The organism is Pseudoruegeria sp. SHC-113, from assembly GCF_025376885.1.
In the GTDB taxonomy this organism is placed as follows: Bacteria; Pseudomonadota; Alphaproteobacteria; order Rhodobacterales; family Rhodobacteraceae; genus Pseudoruegeria.
The window spans coordinates 1,071,380-1,094,532 of the sequence record NZ_JAHUBR010000001.1; the positions used below are offsets into that span (position 1 = coordinate 1,071,380).

At 64.5% G+C, this 23,153-nt stretch carries 24 protein-coding genes; 6 read left to right on the forward strand and 18 right to left on the reverse strand.

Annotated features, from left to right (window positions below):
* Window positions 1-17: 17 nt before the first annotated feature.
* On the reverse strand, window positions 18-209 hold the full coding sequence (locus tag KVX96_RS05275) for a hypothetical protein (protein ID WP_261193261.1): 192 nt from the start codon (window positions 207-209) through the stop codon (window positions 18-20).
* Between the two features lie 140 nt (window positions 210-349).
* On the opposite strand from KVX96_RS05275, the gene KVX96_RS05280 reads away from it, so the two are divergent.
* Window positions 350-1,408, forward strand: coding sequence for a LacI family DNA-binding transcriptional regulator (locus tag KVX96_RS05280; protein ID WP_261193262.1), 1,059 nt, complete (start codon window positions 350-352; stop codon window positions 1,406-1,408).
* 9 nt (window positions 1,409-1,417) lie between these two features.
* On the opposite strand, the gene KVX96_RS05285 is transcribed toward KVX96_RS05280, so the two are convergent.
* From KVX96_RS05285 to KVX96_RS05360, 16 genes are all read right to left on the reverse strand, one after another.
* Complete coding sequence (locus KVX96_RS05285) at window positions 1,418-1,837, reverse strand: BLUF domain-containing protein (RefSeq protein ID WP_261193263.1); 420 nt, start codon at window positions 1,835-1,837, stop codon at window positions 1,418-1,420.
* Between the two features lie 84 nt (window positions 1,838-1,921).
* Window positions 1,922-2,443 carry a DUF2478 domain-containing protein gene (locus KVX96_RS05290; RefSeq protein WP_261193264.1) on the reverse strand — a complete coding sequence of 174 codons (522 nt, stop codon included), beginning with the start codon at window positions 2,441-2,443 and terminating at the stop codon, window positions 1,922-1,924.
* A 54-nt stretch (window positions 2,444-2,497) separates the two neighbouring features.
* The gene (locus tag KVX96_RS05295; protein WP_261195384.1) at window positions 2,498-3,193 is read right to left on the reverse strand and encodes an RraA family protein; all 696 of its coding nucleotides are present in this window, start codon (window positions 3,191-3,193) and stop codon (window positions 2,498-2,500) included.
* Complete coding sequence (locus KVX96_RS05300; protein ID WP_261193265.1) at window positions 3,183-4,001, reverse strand: alpha/beta fold hydrolase; 819 nt, start codon at window positions 3,999-4,001, stop codon at window positions 3,183-3,185. Before KVX96_RS05300 ends, KVX96_RS05295 begins: the two co-directional genes overlap by 11 nt.
* Window positions 3,902-5,026 (reverse strand): cobalamin-independent methionine synthase II family protein, encoded by a 1,125-nt coding sequence (locus tag KVX96_RS05305; protein ID WP_261193266.1) that lies wholly within the window; start codon window positions 5,024-5,026, stop codon window positions 3,902-3,904. Before KVX96_RS05305 ends, KVX96_RS05300 begins: the two co-directional genes overlap by 100 nt.
* A 24-nt stretch (window positions 5,027-5,050) precedes the next feature.
* Window positions 5,051-6,013: a cupin domain-containing protein gene (locus tag KVX96_RS05310; protein ID WP_261193267.1), complete on the reverse strand. Its 963-nt coding sequence runs from the start codon at window positions 6,011-6,013 to the stop codon at window positions 5,051-5,053.
* 156 nt (window positions 6,014-6,169) lie between these two features.
* Complete coding sequence (locus tag KVX96_RS05315) at window positions 6,170-7,159, reverse strand: nuclear transport factor 2 family protein (protein ID WP_261193268.1); 990 nt, start codon at window positions 7,157-7,159, stop codon at window positions 6,170-6,172.
* Window positions 7,156-8,175, reverse strand: coding sequence for a LacI family DNA-binding transcriptional regulator (locus KVX96_RS05320; protein ID WP_261193269.1), 1,020 nt, complete (start codon window positions 8,173-8,175; stop codon window positions 7,156-7,158). Before KVX96_RS05320 ends, KVX96_RS05315 begins: the two co-directional genes overlap by 4 nt.
* Window positions 8,175-8,939, reverse strand: coding sequence for an SDR family NAD(P)-dependent oxidoreductase (locus KVX96_RS05325; protein ID WP_261193270.1), 765 nt, complete (start codon window positions 8,937-8,939; stop codon window positions 8,175-8,177). The genes KVX96_RS05320 and KVX96_RS05325 overlap by 1 nt, the downstream gene beginning before the upstream one ends.
* Window positions 8,939-9,991, reverse strand: a complete 1,053-nt coding sequence (locus KVX96_RS05330; protein WP_261193271.1) for an ester cyclase — start codon at window positions 9,989-9,991, stop codon at window positions 8,939-8,941. The genes KVX96_RS05325 and KVX96_RS05330 overlap by 1 nt, the downstream gene beginning before the upstream one ends.
* A complete protein-coding gene (hisD, locus tag KVX96_RS05335; protein WP_261193272.1) occupies window positions 9,988-11,298 on the reverse strand; it encodes a histidinol dehydrogenase in 1,311 nt (436 codons plus the stop codon). Before hisD ends, KVX96_RS05330 begins: the two co-directional genes overlap by 4 nt.
* A 10-nt stretch (window positions 11,299-11,308) precedes the next feature.
* Window positions 11,309-11,857, reverse strand: coding sequence for an ester cyclase (locus KVX96_RS05340; RefSeq protein ID WP_261193273.1), 549 nt, complete (start codon window positions 11,855-11,857; stop codon window positions 11,309-11,311).
* On the reverse strand, window positions 11,854-12,735 hold the full coding sequence (locus tag KVX96_RS05345; RefSeq protein WP_261193274.1) for a carbohydrate ABC transporter permease: 882 nt from the start codon (window positions 12,733-12,735) through the stop codon (window positions 11,854-11,856). Before KVX96_RS05345 ends, KVX96_RS05340 begins: the two co-directional genes overlap by 4 nt.
* Window positions 12,735-13,760, reverse strand: a complete 1,026-nt coding sequence (locus KVX96_RS05350; protein WP_261193275.1) for a carbohydrate ABC transporter permease — start codon at window positions 13,758-13,760, stop codon at window positions 12,735-12,737. The genes KVX96_RS05345 and KVX96_RS05350 overlap by 1 nt, the downstream gene beginning before the upstream one ends.
* 153 nt (window positions 13,761-13,913) lie before the next feature.
* Window positions 13,914-15,143, reverse strand: a complete 1,230-nt coding sequence (locus KVX96_RS05355; protein ID WP_261193276.1) for an ABC transporter substrate-binding protein — start codon at window positions 15,141-15,143, stop codon at window positions 13,914-13,916.
* A gap of 97 nt (window positions 15,144-15,240) precedes the next feature.
* Window positions 15,241-16,290: an ABC transporter ATP-binding protein gene (locus KVX96_RS05360; protein ID WP_314733091.1), complete on the reverse strand. Its 1,050-nt coding sequence runs from the start codon at window positions 16,288-16,290 to the stop codon at window positions 15,241-15,243.
* A 122-nt stretch (window positions 16,291-16,412) separates the two neighbouring features.
* On the opposite strand from KVX96_RS05360, the gene KVX96_RS05365 reads away from it, so the two are divergent.
* Both KVX96_RS05365 and KVX96_RS05370 read left to right on the forward strand, forming a co-directional pair.
* A complete protein-coding gene (locus KVX96_RS05365; protein ID WP_261193277.1) occupies window positions 16,413-17,444 on the forward strand; it encodes an ester cyclase in 1,032 nt (343 codons plus the stop codon).
* Window positions 17,434-18,303, forward strand: coding sequence for an amidohydrolase family protein (locus KVX96_RS05370; protein ID WP_261193278.1), 870 nt, complete (start codon window positions 17,434-17,436; stop codon window positions 18,301-18,303). The genes KVX96_RS05365 and KVX96_RS05370 overlap by 11 nt, the downstream gene beginning before the upstream one ends.
* Here the strand turns inward: KVX96_RS05370 and KVX96_RS05375 are convergent.
* Entirely contained in the window at window positions 18,285-19,268 is a 984-nt protein-coding gene (locus KVX96_RS05375) for a helix-turn-helix transcriptional regulator (RefSeq protein ID WP_261193279.1), read from the reverse strand. The genes KVX96_RS05370 and KVX96_RS05375 overlap by 19 nt on opposite strands.
* 233 nt (window positions 19,269-19,501) lie before the next feature.
* On the opposite strand from KVX96_RS05375, the gene KVX96_RS05380 reads away from it, so the two are divergent.
* The 3 genes from KVX96_RS05380 (at window position 19,502) to KVX96_RS05390 (ending at window position 23,107) form a co-directional block, all read left to right on the forward strand.
* Window positions 19,502-20,878 carry a metal-dependent hydrolase family protein gene (locus KVX96_RS05380; RefSeq protein ID WP_261193280.1) on the forward strand — a complete coding sequence of 459 codons (1,377 nt, stop codon included), beginning with the start codon at window positions 19,502-19,504 and terminating at the stop codon, window positions 20,876-20,878.
* Between the two features lie 64 nt (window positions 20,879-20,942).
* Window positions 20,943-21,833 (forward strand): hypothetical protein, encoded by an 891-nt coding sequence (locus tag KVX96_RS05385; RefSeq protein WP_261193281.1) that lies wholly within the window; start codon window positions 20,943-20,945, stop codon window positions 21,831-21,833.
* 77 nt (window positions 21,834-21,910) lie between these two features.
* On the forward strand, window positions 21,911-23,107 hold the full coding sequence (locus KVX96_RS05390; protein WP_261193282.1) for a carbohydrate porin: 1,197 nt from the start codon (window positions 21,911-21,913) through the stop codon (window positions 23,105-23,107).
* Window positions 23,108-23,153: the final 46 nt, after the last annotated feature.

Here is a 23,153-nt window from a genome sequence, read left to right on the forward strand (position 1 = left end):
TTCCTCCCTAGAATGGTTCATGAGTGGTTGTCGTTCTTGGATTTCTCGGCTGACTCGCGCCGCAGGATCTCGATCACAAAGACGATCGTTGCGGCGAAGAGTGTCAGCATCTCGCCAACGTCGCTCATGAACTGCGCGCCACCGAAGGCGCCGAGCAGAACGTTTGCGAGGTAGATCGCGAATATCGCGGCGGCCAGTAACAGAATCACGGGTGAGTCCTCCCTTCACTCTGATTCCCTGAGAAATGTAAGCGCTTACATTTTGCAATGCAAGCGCTTACATCTGAAACTGGTTCGGCAAGGCGGTAAGGCAAGCCCCAAAGGAAAAGCTATTCGCAAGCGAGGCGAAGATGAGCGATGAGCGGCAGAATCTGGGCGGACCCGGCGCAGGGGGGGATTTTTCCCCGACGCTGGAAGACGTTGCCGCACGTGCGAAGGTTTCAACCGCCACCGTCTCGCGTTGCCTGAACACGCCGGAGCGGGTGTCGGAGGCCACGCGGGAGCGGGTGATGGAGGCGGTGCGCGCGCTGGGCTATGCGCCGAATTTCGGCGCGCGGGCGCTGGCGGCCAACCGCACCAACACCTTCGGCGCGATCATCCCGACGATGGAGAACGCCATTTTCGCGCGCGGCCTTCAAGCCTTTCAGGAGGAGTTGGGCCGCCACGGGATCACGCTGCTCGTGGCGTCCTCCTCCTACAGCCCCGAACTGGAGGAAGAGCAGATCCGCGCCCTCGCCGCACGCGGGGCGGAAGCGATCCTGCTGATCGGGACAGACCGCACGCCGGAAAGCTACACGCTGCTGCAGCGGCGCAAGATCCCCCATGTCATCGCCTGGACGAGCATGCGGGGCGAAGGGCAATATTCCATCGGCTTTGACAACCGAAAGGCGATGGAAGCTCTGACGGCGAAGGTGCTGGAGGCGGGCCACCGGCGTTTGGCGCTGATCTCGGCCCCTCGCGCAGGGAACGACCGCGCCCGCGAGCGCGCGGAGGGCGTGGTGCAGGCGATGCAGGCCCATGGCTTGCCGCCCAAGGCCCTGACGCTGATCGAAACGCCCTATTCCATTTCCAACGGGGCCGAGGCCTTCGCCGGGCTGATGGCGGGGGCCACGCGGCCCACAGCGGTGATGTGCGGCAACGACGTGCTGGCTGCCGGGGCCCTGCGGCAGGCGCGCAGCATGGGCATCTCGGTGCCAAAGGACGTCTCCGTCACCGGCTTTGACGACATCGAGATCGCCGAGATCGTCAGCCCCGCGCTCACCACGGTGCATGTGCCCCACCGCGCCATGGGCGCAGGTGCGGCGCGCAAGCTGATGGCGCTGCGCAACGGCGAGACGGTGGCCGAGAGCGAGGAACTGCCCGCCACGATCATGTGGCGGGACTCGCTCGGGCCTGTACGCGCCGGGTGAGTTCCAGGCCTAAGCCGCCTGGCTCCGGCGCAGGCATTCTGCGTTGAACACCACGAAGCTGATCAGATCGATCGGATCCGCTGTGGCCAGCGCGAGGTGGTCGGCGCTGGTATCGAGCATCTCGGCAAGCGAGAGCTGGCCGCCATCCACGAACCCCATCTGCCAGTCCGGCAGATGACGGCTGGCCAGTTTGCCCTGTGCCAGAACGGTGATGGCCTCATGCCGTGGATCCGCCGAGATGCGGGCCAGAACCGTTTCCAGTGCAGCCTCGCTGCCTTCCAGATATTGCAGGAAGTGATCGCCTTCCCGGTGCAGAAAACCGGTGACGCCTTCCTTGATGTTGTTGCGGCGGCAGGCGGCGAGGATGTCATTGTGATCGGCCGCGCTGGCGGGGATCAACGCATGGCTGGTGTAGATCGTGTAATGCAAGGCCGAGCTCCTTTCTCCGGATCGGGACAGGATCCGGCATAAGCCTTTGCGTGGGGTTAATCCGTCAATTTGAACGAAACGGCTTCAGACGATGGCGTGACGCTCCGTGAGCAGTGGATCGAGCCAGGCCCGCAGCGCGGAGGCCTCGGGCGCGATCGGCTGGGCGAGCCCTTCGGTAAAGCTGGCAAAGGCTGCCTCGTTCATCCGGTTGAGCCCGACGATCACCGGGATCTCCAGCGCAAGCGCCTCGGCGATCAGGGGGCGGAAGCCCCGGCCATCGGCCTCGTGCTTGCCGAACTTGTTGACGATCAGGCAATCGGGCCTCGTGGCCAGTTGGGCTTCCACCAGCCCCACCGCCTGTTCCAGCGCCGCCGGATCCAGACGGCAGCCGCGCGCCTCCGCGCCGAGGCTCTGGGATATGCGGATCACCGGCCCATCAGGCAGCACCTGCACGTCCATGTCGCAAGGGCCATCGCAGGGGCGTTCGGTGTTGATCTGGACAACGCCAGCCGGGCGGTGGCCACCCGCGATTAGGGCCTCTGCCAGCCCGTGCAGCAGCAAGTCGGTGTCCCCGCGCCCGGGGGCCATGGTGTAGGCGATGTTCATTGCGGCTCTCCTTCGGCAAGGAGCAAAGCGTAGAGGCGCGGGGAGCGCAATGGGTCAGGTGCGCGCGGCCTCGAACGCCGCCCAGGCCTTCTCAAATGCTGCGAAATCAAAGCCGGGCTCGCGGGCGGGGCCAAGGATCAGCGCTTCGGTGTCCAGCAGCTTGTGGATCGCCGTGCCCAGCTCGCTTAAGTAAGCCTCGGGGATCACCAGCGCACCGTGGCGGTCGGCGTGGACGATCTCGTCATTGGCAATGGTGAGGCCAAAGAGCGTGACCGGCGTGCCGATCTCGCGCACATGGACAAAGCCATGGCTGGGGCCCACCGAGCCCGCGATCACCGGGAAGCCCTCGGGCAGATCGCCCAGATCGCGCATCACGCCGTTGGTCAGCGCGCCCGACAGGCCCAGCCCCTTGTGGACGGTGGTGTTGATCTCGCCCCAGAAGGCGCCGATGGCGTCCGCGCCGTCCAGATCTTCGATCACGGCGAGCGCGGGGCGGGGGCCTTCGGACATGTGTTTGTAATAGGCCATGCGGCGGGCTTTGATCACCTCAGCCGCTTCAGTTGGGGGCGCGAGCGCGGCGATCTTGGCGGTGCGGGCATGGCCGACGATGGCCCCTTCCGTTGGCGCGCTGCTCAGTACGGTGCCGCGGGTGAAACGGTTAAAGCCGCGCTTGCCCTCCACCACCTCGATGGCGTTGCAGACGGTGGGGGTGTCGACCCTGCGCAGCAGGGCCAGAAGGTCATCGGTCAGCATGGGGGTCTCCATCCACTTCGGTCAGCCAGCGGCGTAGGGCCGCGTTTGTCTCCTCGGGTGTCTCCAGCACCGGCAAATGGCCCGCGCCTTCGATCACCACAAGCTTTGCGCCGGGGATCAATCCGGCCATCAAGTCGTGCCGCGCCACCGGGCAGAGCGCATCCTGCGCGCCGCAGAGCACCAACGCCGGACCTTGGAAGCGGGCCAGCGTGGCCGTCTGGTCCGGGCGGTCGCGCAGGGCGCGCGATTGGCGCAGAAAGGCCTCTGGCCCCAGATCCAGCGCCATCTCCATGCAGAGATCGAGCACCGCCGCGCGCCCCTCACCGGGGGCGAGGTAATTCGGCTTCATCTCGTCACGCATCACCGACGCCAGCCCGCCACTTGCCGCCTTCACCATCTGCGGCGCGCGCCGGGCTTTCACCTCGTCTGTTTCCGCCAGCGGGTTGGTATCCAGCAGCGCAAGGCCCGCCACCCGCTCCGGGGCCTGCCGCAGCACCTCCATGGCGACGATGCCACCCATGGAAAGCCCGGCCAGCGCGAAGCGGGGCGGGGCCTGTGCCAGCACCTTTTCCGCCAAAGCCGCCACGGTATCCGCGCCTGCAAGGCCGGGCGTGAGTATCTCACGCTCCGCGCCAAAGGCGGCGATCTGGGGGCCAAACAGCCGCCCGTCGCACATCATGCCGGGCAGCAGAACGAGCGGCAGTGTCACGACACCAGCGCCGCGCCTTCCGAAAGCGCGGCCAGCTTGGCGTAGGCGATATCGGGATCGATGGTGCCAAAGCCCGCAAAGGTGCCAAAGCCGCAATCGCTGCCCGCGATCACGCGCTCATGGCCGACGATATCGGTGAAGCGCGCGATGCGCTGGGCGACAAGCTCGGGGTGCTCGACGAAATTCGTCGTCGTGTCCACCACGCCGGGCACCAGCACCTTGCCGTCGGGGATGTCGGCTTTGCGGTCGCGGAACACCGTCCACTCATGGCCGTGGCGCGGGTTGGAGGTTTCAAACAGCACATAGCGCGCCTTGGCACTCATCAGCGTGTCAAACATCTTCGCCATCGGGATGTCGCAAACATGCGGCCCTTCGTAGTTGCCCCAGCAGATGTGAATGCGGATCTTCTCTTCCGGTACGTTCTGCAGCGCGTGGTTCAGCGCCTCGACGTGGGAGGCGGCAACCTTGAGGAATTCCTCATCCGACAGCTCGGTAAACAGCATGTGGCGCGAGAGCGCGAGGTCGGGGCAATCCAGTTGCAGATCGAGGCCGGAGGCGACGATGGTCTCGTATTCCTCCTTCATGGCATCGGCCAGCGCGGCGAGATAGGTCTCGCGGGTGGCGTAGTGATCGTTCTGCAGGAAGAGCGAGATCACGCCGGGCGAGGCGGCGTTCATGAAGCCGCGCTCCACGCCGTGTTTGGCCATGGCGGCTTTCAGGTTGGCGATGTCGGCCTGTAGCTCGCCCTGACCCTTGCTCTTCACCTCACCCACGCACATCGGGCGGGCATATTTTGGCGTGCCGCCATCATCGGCCAGTCGCTTCAGGAAGCCGGGGAACTGCTTGAGATCGGCGGGCGCATTGCGCGGGCTGTCGCCGTCAAAGCCGGTGTAGCGATCCTTCACATAGGTCGCGTAGCTGATCTTCGACGTTTCGCCATCGGAGACGATGCCAACCCCGGCCTCCACCTGACGGCGGACGGTTTCATCCACGGCCTCCGTCATGGCGGCGTCGAAATCGGCCTGCTCATAGGCCGTGCCATTCTCGCGGGCGAAGATGAAATCCACCACCTTCTGGGTGCGGGGCAGGGAGCCCACGTGGGTTGTTGCGATCTTGCTCATGTGGGCTCTCCCTTTGGTGTCGGATCAGTTTGGCTGCCAGCTCGGGCCGGCGGCGTCATCGGTGGCGACGATGTGATAGAGCGCGGCGTCGCCTGTCATCGAAGGCTGGGCGCGGTGGGCGAGGCCTTCGGGCACGCTCATCGTATCACCGGGCGCAAGCGTTGCGCTGCCGCCTTCCCACTCCACGCGCCAATGGCCGGTAACGGGCATCAGCACGGAGGGGCGCTCGTGGCTGTGCATGGCCTCGCTCGCGGAGCCACGTGTGATGAAATCTACCTCGAAACCGGGCTTGTCGCGCAGAAGGCCGTGTTCGCCGATCACCTTGCAGGGCTGCTTATCGGCGAGCGCGACCATGTCCCAGTAGCGGGCCACATGGTTGGGCAGCACATCGGCCGTGCTCGGCTCCGGGCGCTTGGCGAGTTCTTCGGCGCTCATCAGCGGCATCGGGTTGACGCCTTCGGGCAGGCTCTGGCCCTTCTTGGTGTCATAAAGCTTGCCGTTCTCGCCCAGCACGAGGCCATGCTCGGCGGCATCCTCGATCACCTGCGGGGCCCACATGACACCGCCGCCAGCATCGTCGCCGCCGAGGATCGCCATGATCATCCCGTAATCGTTGCCGATGTTTTCAAAACCCCGGAAGATGCCGGTGGGGATGTTGAAAATGTCACCGGCTTCCAGCACCACTTCGCCTGCCGTGCCCCAGCGGCCCCAGAAGAAGCGCCAGCGGCCGGAGAGCACGAAGAAGGCCTCCGCCGTGTGGTGATCGTGCAGCGAGTTGCGGCAGCGGGGCGGCTGGCCCGCCGCGCCGATGTTGAAGCCATGCGGGATCGAGATATGCACGTGCTGATCGGGGCTTTCGGACACGCCGCCGCCGATGATGGTGAAGTTTTCCTTCTGGTTCGAGCCGGGGGTATGGGCGTCGATGAAGGCGGTTTTACAGGGTTGCAGATCGCCGTAGCGGACGATGCGGTCTTCAAGGGTGGTCATGGGTCAGCTCCATTGGCTGAGGGTCATTCTCTGGTGCGAAAGGGGCGGGAGGGCCCCGCCTCCGGGTGGCCGCAGGTTGAGCCTGCGCGCGCGACGGCTGGCGAGATAACCATGCCGGCGGCGCAGGGCTTGGGAGGGATGCGGCAGGGCGGCCATCTACGCAGCGCCTTCATGCAGCAGGATCTGTTTCCAGACGGCAGTTTCGTCAAACAGCGTCCACTCACGGCGCAGGCGCACAGGCGCGGCACCGAGCGTGCCGAATTCGGCGTGTGTGATGCCCATCACATGGACCGGCGCGCCGGTGGGTTTGCCGAAGCTGCCCCAGCCCTCGTGTTTGCCGGTCAGGCTCCAGCGCAGCGCGGCGCGGGGCGGCATGGTGGGATCTTCGCGGCCGATCACGTGGTGGATCTCGAAATCCGCAGACGGGAAGGCCGCGCGCAGGCCCATCCAGAAGCGTTCTGCCGCGTCCCAGCCGTGGCCGGAGATCCCGCCGGGGTATTCCACCTGTGCGGCGCGGTCATACTCGGAGCCGATGGCGGCAATGTCGGCCCCCATGATGCGGGTGATCAGATCGGCAAGCCGCGCGCCCCATGCGTTGTCGTTGCCGCGGCCCTTGTAGGGGCCGGGCACGTCGATGGCGGGGGTGAATGGCTTCACGCAGGCCTCCGCCCCGCCTTCGCGGGCGATCAGATCGCGGGCGTAGTCTTTCGGATCCCATCCCAACTGCCGTACGATAGCACCCTGATCGCGGATCAGCCATTCGTCGTTGATCGCGTTGTCGATGGCGTGGCAGTCCGCAAGGATACGGTAGCGCAGCTTGGTGCCGGAGGCCTTGCCGTAGACGCCATCGCCCATGTGCGTTGCCGTAGAGAAGATCCGGTGGCTTGAGAGCATTCCGTCTTCCGGCGTGCCGGACCAGATCACATCCTCGCCCAGCAACTGGCGGTCGGGGAATTCGGCCAGCGTGGCCATCGTTGCGCCGATGACGCCCTGATTGCCCACCACGACAGAGCTGGGCGAGCGCACCACGATGTCGGGCGCATAGTAGTGGTGCAGGGTCGCGATGCCGCGATCCTCCCAGATTTCCTTGGTGATGCCGATGATGTAATCGGGGAAATCGGCGAATTTGGGGTCAAAGCCCTTCATTTGGTCCAACCTTCAGGTATGCGGGCCGAGCTGCGCAGGATCAGCTCGCCTTCGATTTCGATATGCTCCGGCGCGGCCTCGCGCTCCTCGATCTGGCGCAGGACAAGATCGACGGTGGCCTCCACCATCCGGTTCACGGGCTGGCGCAGGGTGGTGAGTTTGTAGGGCCCCCAGCTGGCCAGCGGCACGTCGTCATAGCCGACAACCGAGATGTCGCGGCCCGGCTCATGGCCGCCTTCGCGCAGGGCGTCGATCACGGCGAAGGCCATGTGATCGTTGCCCACGAAGATCGCGTCGGGCTGCAGCGTGCCGCCCATCAGCTGATAGGTGCAGGCCATGGCCACCTCGCGGCTGTACATGCCGTCGACCATGGCGAAGGGCTGCTGCCCGGCGGCCTCCATCGCCGAAAGGAACCCGGCCTGACGGTCGCGCCCGGTGGAGCTGCCCTGCCAGCCCGCGATATGGGCGATGCGCTCATGGCCGCCGGCGAGCAGGAACTCCGCTGCCTTGCGCCCGCCCGCCACGTTGGCGGAGGTCACGTAGGAGAGCCCCGGCCCGCCTTGCCCGCGGTTGAAGAGCACCACGGGGATGCCCGCGCGCTGGGCGCGCTCGGCCAGATCGGAGCTCATCGAGACCGAGGCCGCGATAATGCCGTCCACCTGATAATCCATCAGCTCTTCCAGTAGCCCGTCCACGCCATCTGTGGAGTTGGGCGCGGTGAAGATCAGGATGTGGTAGCCGCGTTTCTGCAGCGCGTTGGAGAGCATCTCCAGCGCCACCGGGTAGAACTGGTTTTCGAGATAGGCAACGACAAGCCCGATGATGCGGCTGCGGCCTGACACCATGGCGCGGGCCAGCACGTTGGGGCGGTAGCCCAGCTCTTCGGCGGCCTTGCGCACCTTCTGCACCGTCTTTTCCGAGGCCGAGGCCCCCGGCGTGAACACGCGGCTCACTGCCGACTGGCTGACCCCGGCCCGCGCAGCAACCTCGGCCGATGTGACCTTCTCTTTTGCCATCAATCCGCCGTCCAACCTCCGTCGATCATCATCGCGGTGCCGGTGACAAGCGCCGAGGCCTCCGAAGCGAGGTAGACGGCCGCGCCCATGATGTCTTCCACCTCGCCGGGGCGGCCGAGCTTGATCTTCTCCTTGATCCACGCCCGCTTGGCCGGATCGCCGAAGGTGCCACGGGTCAGCTCGGTGAGGATGAAGGTGGGGCAGATCGTGTTGACGCGGATCTTCGCCGGCCCCCATTCGATGGCCATGGCTTTTGTCATGCCCTCGACGGCGTGTTTGGAGGCGCAGTAGACGGCGCGCTCCGGCCCGCCGACATGGCCCATCTGGCTGGAAATCGTCATGATCGAGCCGGGCTTTCCGGCGGCGATCAGCTTCTTGGCCACCGCCTGCGCAAGGAAATAACAGCCGCGCAGGTTGATCCCCATCACCGCGTCGAAATCCTCGGGCGTGGTGTCCACCGTCTTCGTGTGGCGGGCGAGCCCTGCGGCGTTGAGCAGGATGTCGAAAGGCTCCGCAGCCTCAATCGCGGCGCGGGTCGCGTCTACGTCAGACACATCCAGCGCCAGCACATCGGCCTGCCAGCCCTTGGCGGCGAAGGCCTCGGCGGCGTCCTTGAGCGTGTCGGCGCGCCGGGCGCAGAGGGTGACAGCCGCCCCGGCCTCGGCCAGAGCCACGGCGCAGGCAAGCCCGATGCCGGAGGAAGCCCCGGCCACAAGCGCGCGTTTGCCATCAAGGCGGAAAGAGGGGGTGCGGGGCAGATCCATCAGGCAGGTTCCATCATGGCGGGCGTGCTGCCCGGATGCCGCCCATGCGTCAGTTCCCGAAGCCGGGCAAATACGTCTACCCCGATCTGATCGTAGAGATCCAGCAGGTCCACCAGCACCCAGTTTTCGCGGATTTTTCCAGCCTCGATACGCCAGAAATCCAGCGAGCGCAGGGTGATGCGCTGGCCCGTTGGCGCGATGCCGAGCCAGCCGCCGCCGGTGATCGTTTGCGCCATGTTGGGCCAGCCGGTGACGGCGACGTAGTGGTTGTCGGCGAAGAAATGGTGCTTGATGCCTTCAGGGCTCAAAGCGCGATCGGGCATAGCGGCGAGGAAGGGGATCTGGTGGATGTTGCGGAAGCCATCGATCCCGCGCGCGGTGCCGATGCCGGCGGGGCCGTACCAATTCATCCGCTCATGCCAGAAGCGCGGCATCTCCATCACTTCGGGGCCGCCTTGGGCTGGGTGGCGCGTCATATGGGTGAGCATGTCCACAACCAGCGCGCAGGAGGCGGCACTTGTGGCCTCATCGCGGGGCGCGCGGTGCAGCCCGTCGCCGCTGGCAGGGCCGGGGATGCAGAACTCGCGCCCCAGCGAGGGCGCAAGCGGCCAGGCTCCGGCCTGCATCATCAGCTCCGGGATGTCCCAGATCGCCTGCATCTCCACGATGCGGCCCGCCTCCATGCGGTAGAACTCGTGAAAACGCATATGCGCGAGCCGCCCGGTCGGGGGGATGCCGAGGAAGGGCGCGGCGAAGGTGCCCAGATAGGTGCCGCCACAGCCGACCCATACCGCGCCGTCCTCATCGGTGCCCTCCATCACGATCCAGTCGCGCCGCTCCAGATCGGGCAGGGCGGCGGCGAGGGCGGCGAGGGCTTCTCGGTAGAAGGTATCGGGCCCGGCGAGGGTGCCGAAAGGGTGGCAGAGGCGGATCACTGCATCAGGGTAAAAACAGGCGGCAAGCGCGGCCTGTACGCCAGCCGCGCTCCAATCGTATTGCGCCGTGCGCAGGGGGGCGATGGCCTGCGCAAGGGATGCGGCGGCTGCGCTCATTCGGCGGCTTCTCCGTAAGGAACATTCTGCCCGCCGTAGCGGCGGACGCGCAGGTTGCATTGCTCGGCATGGCCCACGAAGCCTTCGAGCAGGCAGAGCCGGGAGCCGTAAGCGCCGATCTTGGCGGCGGCCTCATCGGTGGTGATGCGCTGATAACTGTGGGTTTTCAGGTATTTGCCGACCCAAAGCCCGCCCGTGTAGCGGCCAGCCTTCTTGGTGGGCAGCGTGTGGTTGGTGCCGATCACCTTGTCGCCATTGGCCACATTGGTGCGCGGGCCAAGGAAGAGCGCGCCGTAGCAGGTCATATGCTCAAGGAACCAGTCGTCGCGGTCCGTCATCACCTGCACGTGCTCGTAGGCCATATCGTCGGCGACCTGCAGCATCTCCTCGTAAGTGTCGCAGAGGATCACGTCTCCGTAGTCGCGCCAGCTCACGGAGGCCGTGTTCGCGGTGGGCAGGATCGCAAGGATGCGCTCCACTTCCGAAAGCGTCTCCTCGGCGAGGCGGCGCGAGGTGGTGAGCAGGCAGGCGGGGCTGTTGTAGCCGTGTTCGGCCTGCCCCAGCAGATCGGTGGCGCACATTTCGGCGTCCACGGTCTCATCGGCGATCACCATGGTTTCGGTGGGGCCAGCGAACAGATCGATGCCGACGCGGCCGAAAAGCTGGCGCTTGGCTTCGGCTACGAAGGCGTTGCCGGGGCCGACGAGCAGGTGCACGGGTTCCATGCTTTCGGTGCCGATGGCCATGGCGCCCACGGCCTGAATGCCGCCGAGCACGTAGATCTCATCCGCGCCACCCAGATGCATCGCGGCGATCACGGCAGGGTTCGGCTCGCCGTTGAAGGGCGGGGTGCAGGCGACGATGCGCGGCACACCGGCCACTTTGGCGGTGGCCACCGACATATGCGCAGAGGCCACCATCGGGAACTTGCCGCCGGGCACGTAGCAGCCCACGGACTGCACCGGGATGTTCTTGTGGCCGAGGATCACGCCGGGCAGCGTCTCGACCTCGATGTCCACCATGCTGGCGCGCTGGGCCTTGGCGAAATTCACCACCTGCTCCTGCGCGAAGCGGATGTCGGCCATGTCGCGCGGGGAGACCTTGGCGATGATCGCCTCGATTTCCTCTGCGCTCAGACGGTAGCTCTCACGCTCGTAGCCGTCGAACTTCACCGCCAGCTCACGAACGGCGGCGTCGCCGCGGGCCTCGATGTCGGCCAGCGTGGCGGCGACGGTGTCGCGCACGCGTGCGTCGTCCTCGGCCTTCTCGGTTTCGGGCTTGCTGCGCTTGAGATACTCGATTGCCATCTGTCTTTCCTTACGCCGTCGGCGCGGCTTTGGCCGCCGGACGGGGCGCGATACGCTCGCCCCGGTCATAGGCTTCCCAGCCCTCGCCGTTGAAAACATCGTGGCCCAGTTGGGCCAGCACATGGGGGAAATCCACCATCACCCAATTGTCGGTGATGCGCCCCTCTTCGACCTTCCAGAAATCCATGTACCGGATCTCTACCCGCTTGCCGGTGGGGGCGATCCCCATGAACTCGCCGGAATGCAGGGCCTCCTGCCGCCCGAAGGCCGCCGCCCATTCGCCCATGTAGAGCCGGGCCTCATCAACACAGACCTTGTCGGAGAAGGCGGCCTGAAACGGGCGCTGCCAGTTGTCCTGAAAGGCCTGCAGGCCGATCTTGGTGCCGCAGCCCTGATTGCCCATCCAGCGGAAGCTTTCGGCAAAGAACTGGCCGATGTCGTCGATCCGGTGATCGTTGAGCCCGTCGACCATGCCTTCGATCACGGCGCGGGTTTCTTCCGTTTTCGAAAGATCGGTGTCGCGGCTCAGGACCGCCTGTTCGGGGCGCGCACCGCTCATCCTTTCACCGCCCCGGCGGTCAGGCCGCTCACGATCTGGCGTTGGAAGAACATCACGAGCACGAAGAGCGGCGCGGTGGCCGAGACAACGGCGGCAACGGCGAACATCACGTTGCCTTCGGTGTAGGTGGTGCCGAGGAAGGCGGCGATTTCAGGAACCATGGTGCGGTTGCTTTCAGAAAGGAGCATGGAGGTCACGGCGAAGTCGTTGTAGGCCAACAGGAAGCTGAACAGGCCGGTGGTGATCACGCCGGGCCACATCACCGGCACGATCACGTGGCGGAAGGCCTGAAACTGGGTGCAGCCATCCACCTTGGCGCTTTCGTCGAGCTCTTTGGGGATGTTCTGGAAGAAGCTGTGCAGCATCCACAGCGTGAAGGGCTGGTTGATCGCCACGAGCACGATGATCGTGGTGGGCAGGATGCCCCAGAGGTTCCACTCGAAGAAGGGCAGCAGGTAGCCCGCAACCAGCGTCACCGGCGGCATGGCGCGGAAGATCAGCGCGATGATCAGCAGCCAGAAGGTGTAGCGGAAGCCCGAGCGCGACAGCGCGTAGCCCCCGAGCGTGCCGATGGTTAGCGAGGTGAGCACCACGAAGAAGCAGACGATGAAGGTGTTGATCACCGCGCGCCAGAATTCCTCCTGCACCCAGGCCCCGTGGTAGCCCGCGCCGGTGAAGGAGCTGCCATAGGCGGCCTCGGTGTTCTTGCCGGTGAGCGCGTTCGTCCAGTCGGCGATGGAGAAGAAGTCCAACTCCACCTTGAAGCTGCCCCAGAACGTCCAGAGGAAGGGAAAGGCGGCAAGGATCAGCCAGACGATCACGAAGAGGTTCGCGGCGATCTTCAGCCCGGTCGGGGTGCGTTGTGCTTTGGAGGCCATCAGTGCTTGCTCCGGAAGTCGCGCCATGTCCGGACAAGGACCGGCGAAAGAAGGATTGCCACGCCGAGGATCGTCATGACGGAGGTGGCCGAGGCCGCCGAGAGCTGGCGGGTTTCGCCCTGAAGATCGTTGAAGATGATCCACGACAGCGAGGTCGCATGGGCGGAGGCGTTGAAGCCGACGATCGGCTCAAAGACGCGGAAATTGTCCATCAGCTGGATCAGCGCCACGAAGGTGACGAGCGGCATGAGATGCGGGATCACCACGAAGCGGACCTGTTGCCAGCGGGTGGCACCGTCGATCTGCGCGGCTTCAAGCTGGTCCTGCGGCAGGGTCTGAAGCCCGGCGTAGAAGACGACGAAGGCAAAGGGGGCGGAGTGCCAGACGCCGTAGACGATCAGCATCACCCATGTGAGCCCGGTAGAGGCTTTGAGCGAGAGATCCGGGTCATTGGCGGCCCATTGGATGAAGGAGCCGAGGATGCCGCGGCTGTCGATCATCCAGAACAGGATCAGCGAGCCCACGAGCGGGGTGACGATCATCGGCAACAGCGAGAAGAAGATCACGAAACCCTTCAGCCCGGCCTGCAGGCGGTTCACGGCCAGCGCGATCATCAGCCCGAGGGCGATCAGCAGCGGCGTGACGGTGAAGGTATAGGTGAGCGTGAAGGCCATCGCGCGGTAGAAGGGCAGGTTGCCGAGCCGCTTGAAGAAGCCAGAAAGGCTTTGGCGGTTGTTCCAGGCTTCCGCCACTTCCGCGAAGGCGAGGTGGCCGCGATCAAGGTAGATGTCGAGGCCCACGAAGCGGCCCAGCGGGCGCTCGTCGCGCAGCTCGCGGGTGGCGTCCTGATCGATCGAGGTCTCCTCACGGCAGCCGAAGGGGCCGCAGGATTCCACCGTCACCAGCACGGCTTCATGCGGGGCGAACATCGATTGGGTCACGACCGAAACGATCGGCATGGCAATGAACAGCAGCATCGCAAGGCCGGTCGGCAGGAAGAACCAGAAGAAGGTGCGGTGTTTCATGGGGCTCGCCGTTGCGGCGCGGGCGCGAGGGCCGGTGCCAGATCAGATGCGTAAAAGGGTGGGCGGTGGCTGTGGCTCCGGCCGCAAGTGGCCGGGTGCCTGTGATTTGGAAAAAAAGCGGGGGGCGCGAAGGCCCCCCACCAGGAGGAGAGCTTATTGCAGGAAGCCTGCTTCCTTGGCGGCTGCCGTATAGGCGGCTTCCACGTCGGCCAGGGCCTGTTCGGCGCTTTCCTTGCCTTGCATGAAGTCGGAAAGCTCATTGCCGAGCGCGGTGTGCAGCAGGCCCATGTAGGGCAGCATCGGGTAGGGGATGGTGCCCGCGTTGGCGGCTTCGAACACGCCCACGGCGGCCTCGGTCGGCTGGTAGCCGTCGATCAGCCACACGGCCTGCGTACGGATCTCTTCATCTTGCATCAGCTCCGGGCGGATGCCGTTCATCATCGCTACGAAAGTGGCCTCGGCCTCTTCATCGGAGATGTTCTTGGCCACGGTCCAGCCGTCCCACCACAGGGTGGAGGCTGGGGTGGAGCCGCCGTTGACCGTCATCGGGCCGGCAATCGCGAAACCGTCCACAACTTCCTGCGGCACGCCTTCGGCGGTGACAAGCGTTGCGGCGCGGCTGCCCCACATGTTCATCAGAGCCACGTTGCCGGCGCGGTATTCCGCGTTGGTGGCGTTGGAGTCATGGGTCAGGAAATCGGGGTTCATGAATTCCGACAGCGATTTCATCATGTTGAGCGCGTTCACACCGGCTTCGGAGTTCACGTTCGGCTCTGCGGTGCCGGCCTTGAAGAATTCGCCGCCCATGCCGAGGAACATGTTGTTGAATTCCTGTGCGAGGTTCCAGCCGGACGCATAAGCGCCGCCGATCGGGTTCTCCATGATGCCCTTGTCGCGGATCATCTGCGCGGCGGCGAGCATGTCTTCATAGGTTTTCGGCGGTTCGACACCGATCTGCTCCAGCACATCGGCGCGGTACACAAGGTGCTGCGCGTTGGCCATGAAGGCCACGGCCATGACCTTGCCGTCGATGGTGATCAGCTGCGTCTTGCTCAGATCGCCGCCGTGCTTGGCCACCAGATCGTCCAGCGGGCGGATCACGTCTTCATTCATCAGCGCCACGATGGAGGAGTTGGCGATGATCGCCGAAGTGTATTCGGCCGGGTTGCCCTGCATGCCCGGGACGTTGATCGTCTGGTGTTCGCTCGTGAGGTTGGTTTTCACCTCGCCGCCGGTGCAGGCCTGCGCGCCAGCGCCCACGGTCTGGATGGCGGGGAATTCGTTGCCGACGATGCTGACGCGGGCGCCGATTTCACAGGCGTTCGCGCTTGTCGCGGCGAGGACGGCGAAGGCACTGGCCGTCGTGAACTTCTTCAGAAACATTCTCTTCTCTCCCTGTTGTGTGGTGCCGGATGCGCCTTGCAATCACGCACCTGGCGTTGCCCCGCCGCACTTGGTGCGCGGCGGTATTCCTGCGGGGTCAGTCCCCGATACGCGCCCCTGTGTCTGCGTCGAACAAGTGGCAGATGCTGGCCGGAATGCGGATCGAGACCTGATCGCCGATCTCGGCGCGGTAGGTCTTGTCGGCCTTCGCGCTTACAAGCGCGCCGCCGATGCGCACGCTGACCATCGTGGCGTCGCCCAGAAGCTCCAGCGTGTAGATCGGCGCGGTGATCTGGCCGCCGTCGCTCGCCACCTCCGCATCCTCGGCGCGGAACCCCAGAGTGATCGGGCCATCCGGGGCGTTCAGCCCTGCAATCTCGGTGTTCTTGGCGCGGAAGGTGCCGCCCGACATCTCGCCCTTCATCAGGTTCATCGCCGGGCTGCCGATGAAGCTCGCCACGAAGGTGTTGGCGGGCTTGTCGTAGATCTCGGTGGGGCTGCCCACCTGTTGGACGATGCCCTTCTCCATCACCACCACGCGGTCCGCGAGCGTCATCGCTTCGATCTGATCGTGGGTCACGTAGATCGTCGTCACCGCCAATTCGTGGCTGAGGTTCTTGATCTGGGCACGGGTGGAGACGCGCAGCTTGGCGTCGAGGTTGGAGAGCGGCTCGTCCATCAGGAAGACGTTGGGCTCGCGCACGATGGCGCGGGCGAGCGCCACGCGCTGGCGCTGGCCGCCGGAAAGCTCCGCCGGTTTGCGGTGCAGGAACTCGTCGAGCTCCACCATGGCGCTCGCGCGCATCACCTTTTCCTTGTGGGTGGCGGGGTCAGACCCGCGCACCCGCAGCGGGAAGCGGATGTTTTCATAGACGTTCATGTTCGGGTAGAGCGCGTAGCTCTGGAACACCATCGCGACGTCGCGATCCTTGGGCTCCAGATCGTTGACGACCTTGCCGTCGATCAGGATCTCGCCGTCCGTCGGATCCTCAAGGCCTGCGATCATGCGCATCGTCGTCGTCTTGCCGCAGCCCGAGGGGCCAAGCAGCACGAGGAACTCGCGGTCGGGAATGGTGAGGTCGAACTTGTCGACGCCGATGAAGGAACCCCAGCGCTTGGATACGCCGGACAATCTGATTTCCGCCAAGGCGGCCTCCCCTGATGCAGTCGCGTTTTGCATACGCTTGCAATAACGGTAGACTTGCCGGGTCGATTCCGGCAAGCTAATTTTGCATGCGTTTGCAAGATCGCGTTTAGAAGGTTGAAAACGTGACGGATTTTCAGGAAGAAAAGGCGCTCGTGCGGCGCTTTCACAGAGCGCTGGAAGGCGCTTCGGGTGACGTTGGGGCAGGTGGGGTGTCAGAATCACTAAACCTAGCGCTCACCACCCATTGCGCGCCGGGGCTGATCTGGCGCGGGTTTCACCCGTTTGGTAAGATCATCGGGCCAAAGGCCGTGGCCGCGCGCTTCTGGGCCCCGCTCAAGCGCGCGCTCACTTCCCTGCAGCGGCGGGAGGACATCTTCTTCGCCGGCAAGAACCAGATGGACGGGTTTGAGGGCGTCTGGGTCGTGTCCATGGGCCATCTGATGGGGCTCTTCGATACGCCCTGGCTGGGGATCCGGCCCACCGGCAAGCTCGCCTTCCTGCGCTATTGCAGCTTCTACAAGGTGGAAGGCGGGCAGATCTCCGAAACGGCGATGTACGTCGACATCCCGCATCTGATGGCGCAGGCGGGGCAGGGGATCTTCCCGAACCAGACGGCCCAGCACCTCGTGCAGCCGGGGCCGCGCACCCATGACGGGCTGCTTTATGAGGCGCAGCCGGCTGCAACGGGCGAGGAGACGCTGGCCCTGATCAACCGGATGATTTCCGACCTCGGGCAATGGCAATCGGGCCTGCCGCTGGAGGAGGAACTGGCGCTCACATGGGCGCCCGACATGCTCTGGTGGGGGCCGGAAGGCATCGGCGCGACCTACACCATCAAGCGCTACGCCAAGCAGCACTCGGGGCCCTTCCGCGCGGCCTTTTCCGAGCGCTCCAAAACCAAACACATCGCGCGGCTGGCGGAAGGCCACTACGGCGGCTTCTTCGGTTGGCCCAATTTCACCGCCAAGCCGACGGGCGGTTTCATGGGGCAGCCTCCGAGCGACACGGCGGGTGAGTTTCGCGTGATCGACATCTACCGGCGCGAGGGCGGCAAGCTGGCCGAGAACTGGATTTTCATCGACCTTCTGCACTTCTGGAAGATGCAGGGGCGGGATTTTCTGGCCGAGGCAACTGGAGTCAACCATGCGGATTGATGCCCATCACCACCTCTGGGATCTCGCGGCGGTGCATTACCCGTGGCTCATGGCGCAAGGCGTGCCGCGCTTCTTTGGCGATCCCGCCCCGATCCAGCGCGATTACCTGATCGACGAATTCCGCGCGGATGCCGCCGGGTTTGAAGCCTCGGTGCATATTCAGGTGGGCGCAGAGGATGCGCTCGCCGAAGCGCGTTGGGTGCAAAGCGTCGCCGATGCCACGCCGGACTGGCCGCTGCTGCAGGTCGCCTTCTGCGATCTCACCGCGCCGGATCTGGGCGCGCGGCTGGATGCGCTGCAGGCGCTGCCCTCGTTGCGCGGAGTGCGCCAGATCGTGGGCCGCGCTCCGGGGGAGGACGCCCAGACCGGCACCAACGCCCTGCTCACCGATCCGCGTTTCGCGGCGGGCCTGCGAGAGATCGCGGCGCGGGGGCTTTCCTTCGATCTGCAATTGGTTCCAGAGCTTTACGAGGTGATGGCGCGGGTTCTGGATGCCGCACCCGAGGTGCAGGTGGCGCTCTGTCACGCCGGATCGCCCCATGATCGCAGCGCGCAAGGGCTTGCAAGCTGGGCGCAGGCGTTGCGCCTGCTTTCGGATCGCGAACAGGTCGTGTGCAAGCTCTCGGGCCTCGGCATGTTCGAGCACGACTGGCGCATCGAAAGCCTGCGCCCGATCGTGGAGACCTGCCTTGATCAATTCGGCGCGGCGCGCTGCATGTTCGGCTCCAATTTCCCGGTCGACAGCCTCACCTCCGATTACGCCACCCTGCGCCAGGCCCATGAGGCGCTCGTGCCAGCGGCACAGCATACTGAAGTATTCGGCGGCACTGCGGCGCGCTTTTACCGCTTTGCGGCCTGATCGGCCCTCAGCCTCTGCCGGTAGGCGCGCGGCGTTTCGCCCGCGTTGGTTTTGAAAAAGCGGGTAAAATTGGCGGCGGCGGAGAAGCCCAGCCGGGCGGCGATATCGGCCACCGGCGCATCGTTGGCCTGCAGGGCTTCGCGCGCAAGCGTAAGCCTTGCGCGCCGCATCTCTCGCGGCAGGCTGGTGCCCAGAACCGCGAGCCCGCTTTCCAATTCCTCCGGCGAAAGCCCGATGGCCTCGGCAACGGCCCTTGGCAGGTTGTCTTCGTGGCGGGCGAGGATGTCGGGGGCCACGGCGGCAATGGCGCGGGTGAGGGACGGGCGGCCATGAGGCTCAAGCGTGGCAAGGATCTGCTCGGGCGGGTTTACAACTTTCGCGCGCAAGAGCCGTGAGGGGAAGCGGAGCACCTGTGTCGTGCCCCCGGTTTCCCTGACCTGCACGCCGCGATAGCCCGCCGGGAGTGCGCGTGCGGAGGGCGTTTCCAGCACCACATCCGCGCCGGACCAGCCGCCCTCGATCAGGTCAAGAAACCGCAGATGCACGGCAAAGCCGAAGCCGATGACCTGAAGCGGAACCTTGCGCGGCCGAAACTTCCGGCTCACCACATAGGCGGTCTCCTTGGCCTCGATCTCCAGCCGGTGGCGCACAGATGTCCCGAAAGCAGGCGTGGACAGGATCAGGCCGGTGAACATATGGCCAAGAGTTTCCCCGCCCGCGAGCGCTTCGCGTGTGATCGGCCAGGCCTGCATGTCCATCTGTTCGGCCACATGGACCCCGAGCCAGGGATCGCCAGAAGCCTGCGCGAAGGTCTCCAGCAGCCCGTATACAACCTCTGCCTGCACCAACCGCGCAGGATCGCGCGCGGCGTCCAACGCAAGATTTTGCACTCCCAGCAGGCGTTCGACGTCGTGACCGCGCGCTTTCAGGTGGGCAAGAAACGGAGCGATTGTCGCCAGTTGCACCAAAGCGTTGGCGCGTGATTCGGCAGGGCCGTGGCGAGGGGGGGGAGCATGGGAAGGCATGTGTAATTCTATAACACGCCCTTTCCGAAAAACTATCAAGATTCTTATGGGTTGTGAGTAAGTCTGGCTGAAAATGATAAGTTTCCGAGAGCCCCGGTTGGTAGCCTGACACCAGCGGCCAGCAAGCTGCCTGTTGGGCAGTGCCAATGGCCACAATTTCGGGAGAGGAACGAATGAAGGCGTATCTGAAACCGGCGGCGCTTGCCGCCTTTGCTGCCGCACCGGTGTTCGCGCAGGACGCGGCTCCGCAGGTGCTGATCACCAATGTCCACGTCTTTGACGGGGTTAACGAGCAGCGGATCGAAAACGCTTCGGTGCTGATCGAAGGCAACCTGATCAAGACGATCTCCACCGAGGCCATCGACGCCCCGGATGCCGAGATGATCGACGGCGGCGGCGGCACGCTGACTCCGGGGTTTGTTGAAACCCATGCCCACCTGCTGCTGATGGGGCCGAGCCTGAGCGCGATGGAAGCCAATACGACGTGGGAGGATTTCGCCATCCACGGCACCCGCATGGCCGAGATGTACCTGATGCAGGGGTTCACCACCGTCCGTGACGCTGGGGGGGCCAACGGCGGGTTGCGTCGCGCCATCGAAAGCGGGCAGATCGTTGGTCCACGCTATTACCCTGCCGGCGCGTTCATCGGCACCCGTGGCGGCCATGCCGATTTCGCCAACTTTACCGCGCCTCCGGGCAGCGAAACCAACTTCGGCCGCCTGAACATGGCACAGGAAGTCAGCGGCGTGGATGACGTCTATCGCTACGCCCGCAACAACCTGCGCATGGGGGCGACCCAAGTGAAATTCATGCAGTCCGGCGGGGTCGTTTCGGCCTTTGACCCGTGGCAGCTGCTGGCCGGCTCGAAGGAAGAAATCGAAGCCGCGGTGCAGGTGGCCAACGAATACGGCACCTATGTGATGGCGCATTCCTACCGCAAGGAAGCGATCATGAACGCGCTGGACGCGGGCGTGATGTCCATCGAGCATGGCTTTTCCTTCGACTGCGAGATTGCCGAGGTAATGAACGAGAAGGGGGCCTTCATCTCCACGAACCTGACCGCTTTTGATCCGGGACTATTGGACGTTCCCGCCGTCAAGAACCAGCCATCCAGTCTCCGTAAAGCGATATCTGCAACAGCGACCTTCGAGAACTACATTCCGAACATGAAGCAGTGTCCGGTCAAACGTGCCTTCCAGACAGATTGCGTTGGCTCGGTCGAAGACTGCAACATCCAGATCGCTTACGAGAAGCACCTTAATAACGAGTTCTTTGGCCCCCATCAATCGCTGGTGACGATGACATCGATCGGCGGTGAGCTTGTGGCGCTTTCGGGGGATTTCACGAACCCCTTCACGGAAGGCAAGCTGGGGGTGATCGAAGAGGGCGCCTATGCCGACATCCTGATCATCGACGGCAACCCGCTGGAGGATTTCAGCGTGGTCGGCACGGGTGATGTGTGGTTCGGCGCGGATCCGCGCCCTGAAAGCCCCGAAACCATCCGCCTCATCATGAAGGATGGCGTCGTTTACAAGAACACGCTGCAATAATGGTGCGTTTCGGGGGCAGCCGGTTTTCGCGGGCTGCCCCTGAACAAGAAAGAAAGGCAGGCGCATGAGCACGTGGAACCAAGTGCGGCTGACTGCCGTGGCGCTGGTCCTTCTGGGAGCGCAATCGGTCGGGGCGAACGAAAACCTGAGTGTCGATGACCTGGCAAAGGAACTTGCCAACCCGGGCGCAGCCAATGCGACTCTCAACTTCAAAACGGAGTACAGGAGTTTTGACGGCAGCCTGCCCGGCGCTTCGGACGCAGGCAGCCTCACCTTTACCTTCCAACCCGTGTTTCCTTTCAAACTACCGAATGGGAACAACCTGATCTTCAGACCGGCGCTTGGCTACGTCGTGGATGCCCCCCGGCCGGGTGCTGGCGGCATTTCAGATGTCAGTGCGTGGAACGACATCCCGTTCGATCTTTTGTATTCTTGGCAGAATGACGCCTGGACCATCGGGGCTGGTATCGTCGGCAGCGTTCCCATCGGATCCTCTGTATCGTCGGAAAACTGGCTCTTGGGCCCAAGTTTCCTGGCGGTGCGCACATTTGATTGGGGCGTGGCTGGCATATTCCCCTTCCACAACGAAAAGATCGGCGGGAGCGGGCCCGATGCCTCGATCACCTCCCTTCAGTATTTCCTGTTTTATGGCCTCGGCGGGGGATGGCAGATCGGCACCGGGCCGACGATCACCTACAACTGGGAAGCCCCCTCGGATGATGCCTTGACCTTTCCGATTCAGTTGGCCGTTTCGAAGACAACGGCCATCGGAAGCCAGATCGTCAAATTGAACCTCTCCGCGGAGCGGAATGTAATCCGCCCGGACGACTTCTCGGAAGACTGGACATTCACCTTCACTGTCAGCCCGGTCGTGAAGAACCCGTTTCAGCCAAACCCGCCTGCTCCACCTGTAGACGCAGCCACACGGGCGGCCGTCCTGGCGCCGGTCCGGTAAGGCTAAACGCAGCATTCCAGACCAACGCGAGCGATCATGTTAAGGTCAGACAAACAGAAGGACACGCAGGTAAGCGCATGAACGGCAGATTCTCATCCACTTTGGCAGCGTTTCTTGGGGGCTGGTGCCTGCTGACAGGTGCGGTTCAGGCCGAAGGGCTCTCGGGGCCGTCTTCCACCGCAGCGGCGCTCGCGCCCGGCGATGGGCTCACCGATCCGCAGTTCCGCTCCGATTTTCCCCTCAGTGCCCTGCCGGGGTTCTATGCATGGAAGGATGGGCTGGCAGAAGGCGGTTTCAGCTTTGGCGCGGACTACCTTGCGCTCGGCCAATGGGGCAATTCCGACATCGGCTCCGGCGATGCCGGTGGTGGCATCGCGCGGCTCTTTGGCACCTATGATGCCGGGGGCGGCCATTCCTACACCTTCAAGCTGGAGAACCGCCACGCCTATGGCGCGGTCGCTCCGCAGTTCTTCGGGCTCGACTCCGGCGCGCTCTCCATCACCGGCACGGCTTTCAACGATAGCGGCACGCTGCTGACGAACCTCTTCTACACCTACCGCGATCCCGAAGGGCGCTTCACGCTGCAGGCGGGCCAGATCGACGTGACGGATTTCCTCGACATCTACAGCCTCGTCAGCCCCTACACGGCCTTCCAGAACCTCGCCTTCAACACCAACCCGACGATCAACGCCCCCAACCCGGGCCTTGGCCTCGCCGCCGGGGTGCAGCTTTCCCCGAATGTCTACGCCGTCGCTAGTATCGCCGATGCAAATGGCGATCCGTCTTCGCCGGACACCGGCGTGTTCTCCAGTGGCGAAACCTTCAAGAGCCTTGAGATCGGCTATACTTCGGGGCCGGGCAGGATCTATTTCGACAACATCCACCTGACGTTTTGGCAATCCGACGCCAGCGACGATCTGGGCCGCCCAAAGGACAAGGGCGTCAGCTTCTCCGCGTCCTGGCTGTTTGGCAACGCATGGGCCCCTTTCCTGCGCTACGGGCAATCCGACGGCACCGCGGCGCTCTATGAACGCTCGCTCTCCACCGGGATCGGCTGGTATCGCCGCAACACCGATCTGGCAGGGCTCGGCCTGAACTGGGCCGAGGGCAACGGCATCGACGGGCGGCAATTCACGGCTGAAGCCTTCTACCGCTTCTCGATTTCGCCGAACTTTCAGATCACGCCGTCTGTGCAGTTCATCGAGAACCCGCTGCTGGATCCAACGCAAAGCTCCATCACCCTCTTTGGCCTGCGCGCGCGGATGCTGTTCTGACACATGGCGGCAGGGCTGCGGGCCGGATAGCCCGTGCCCATTGCCC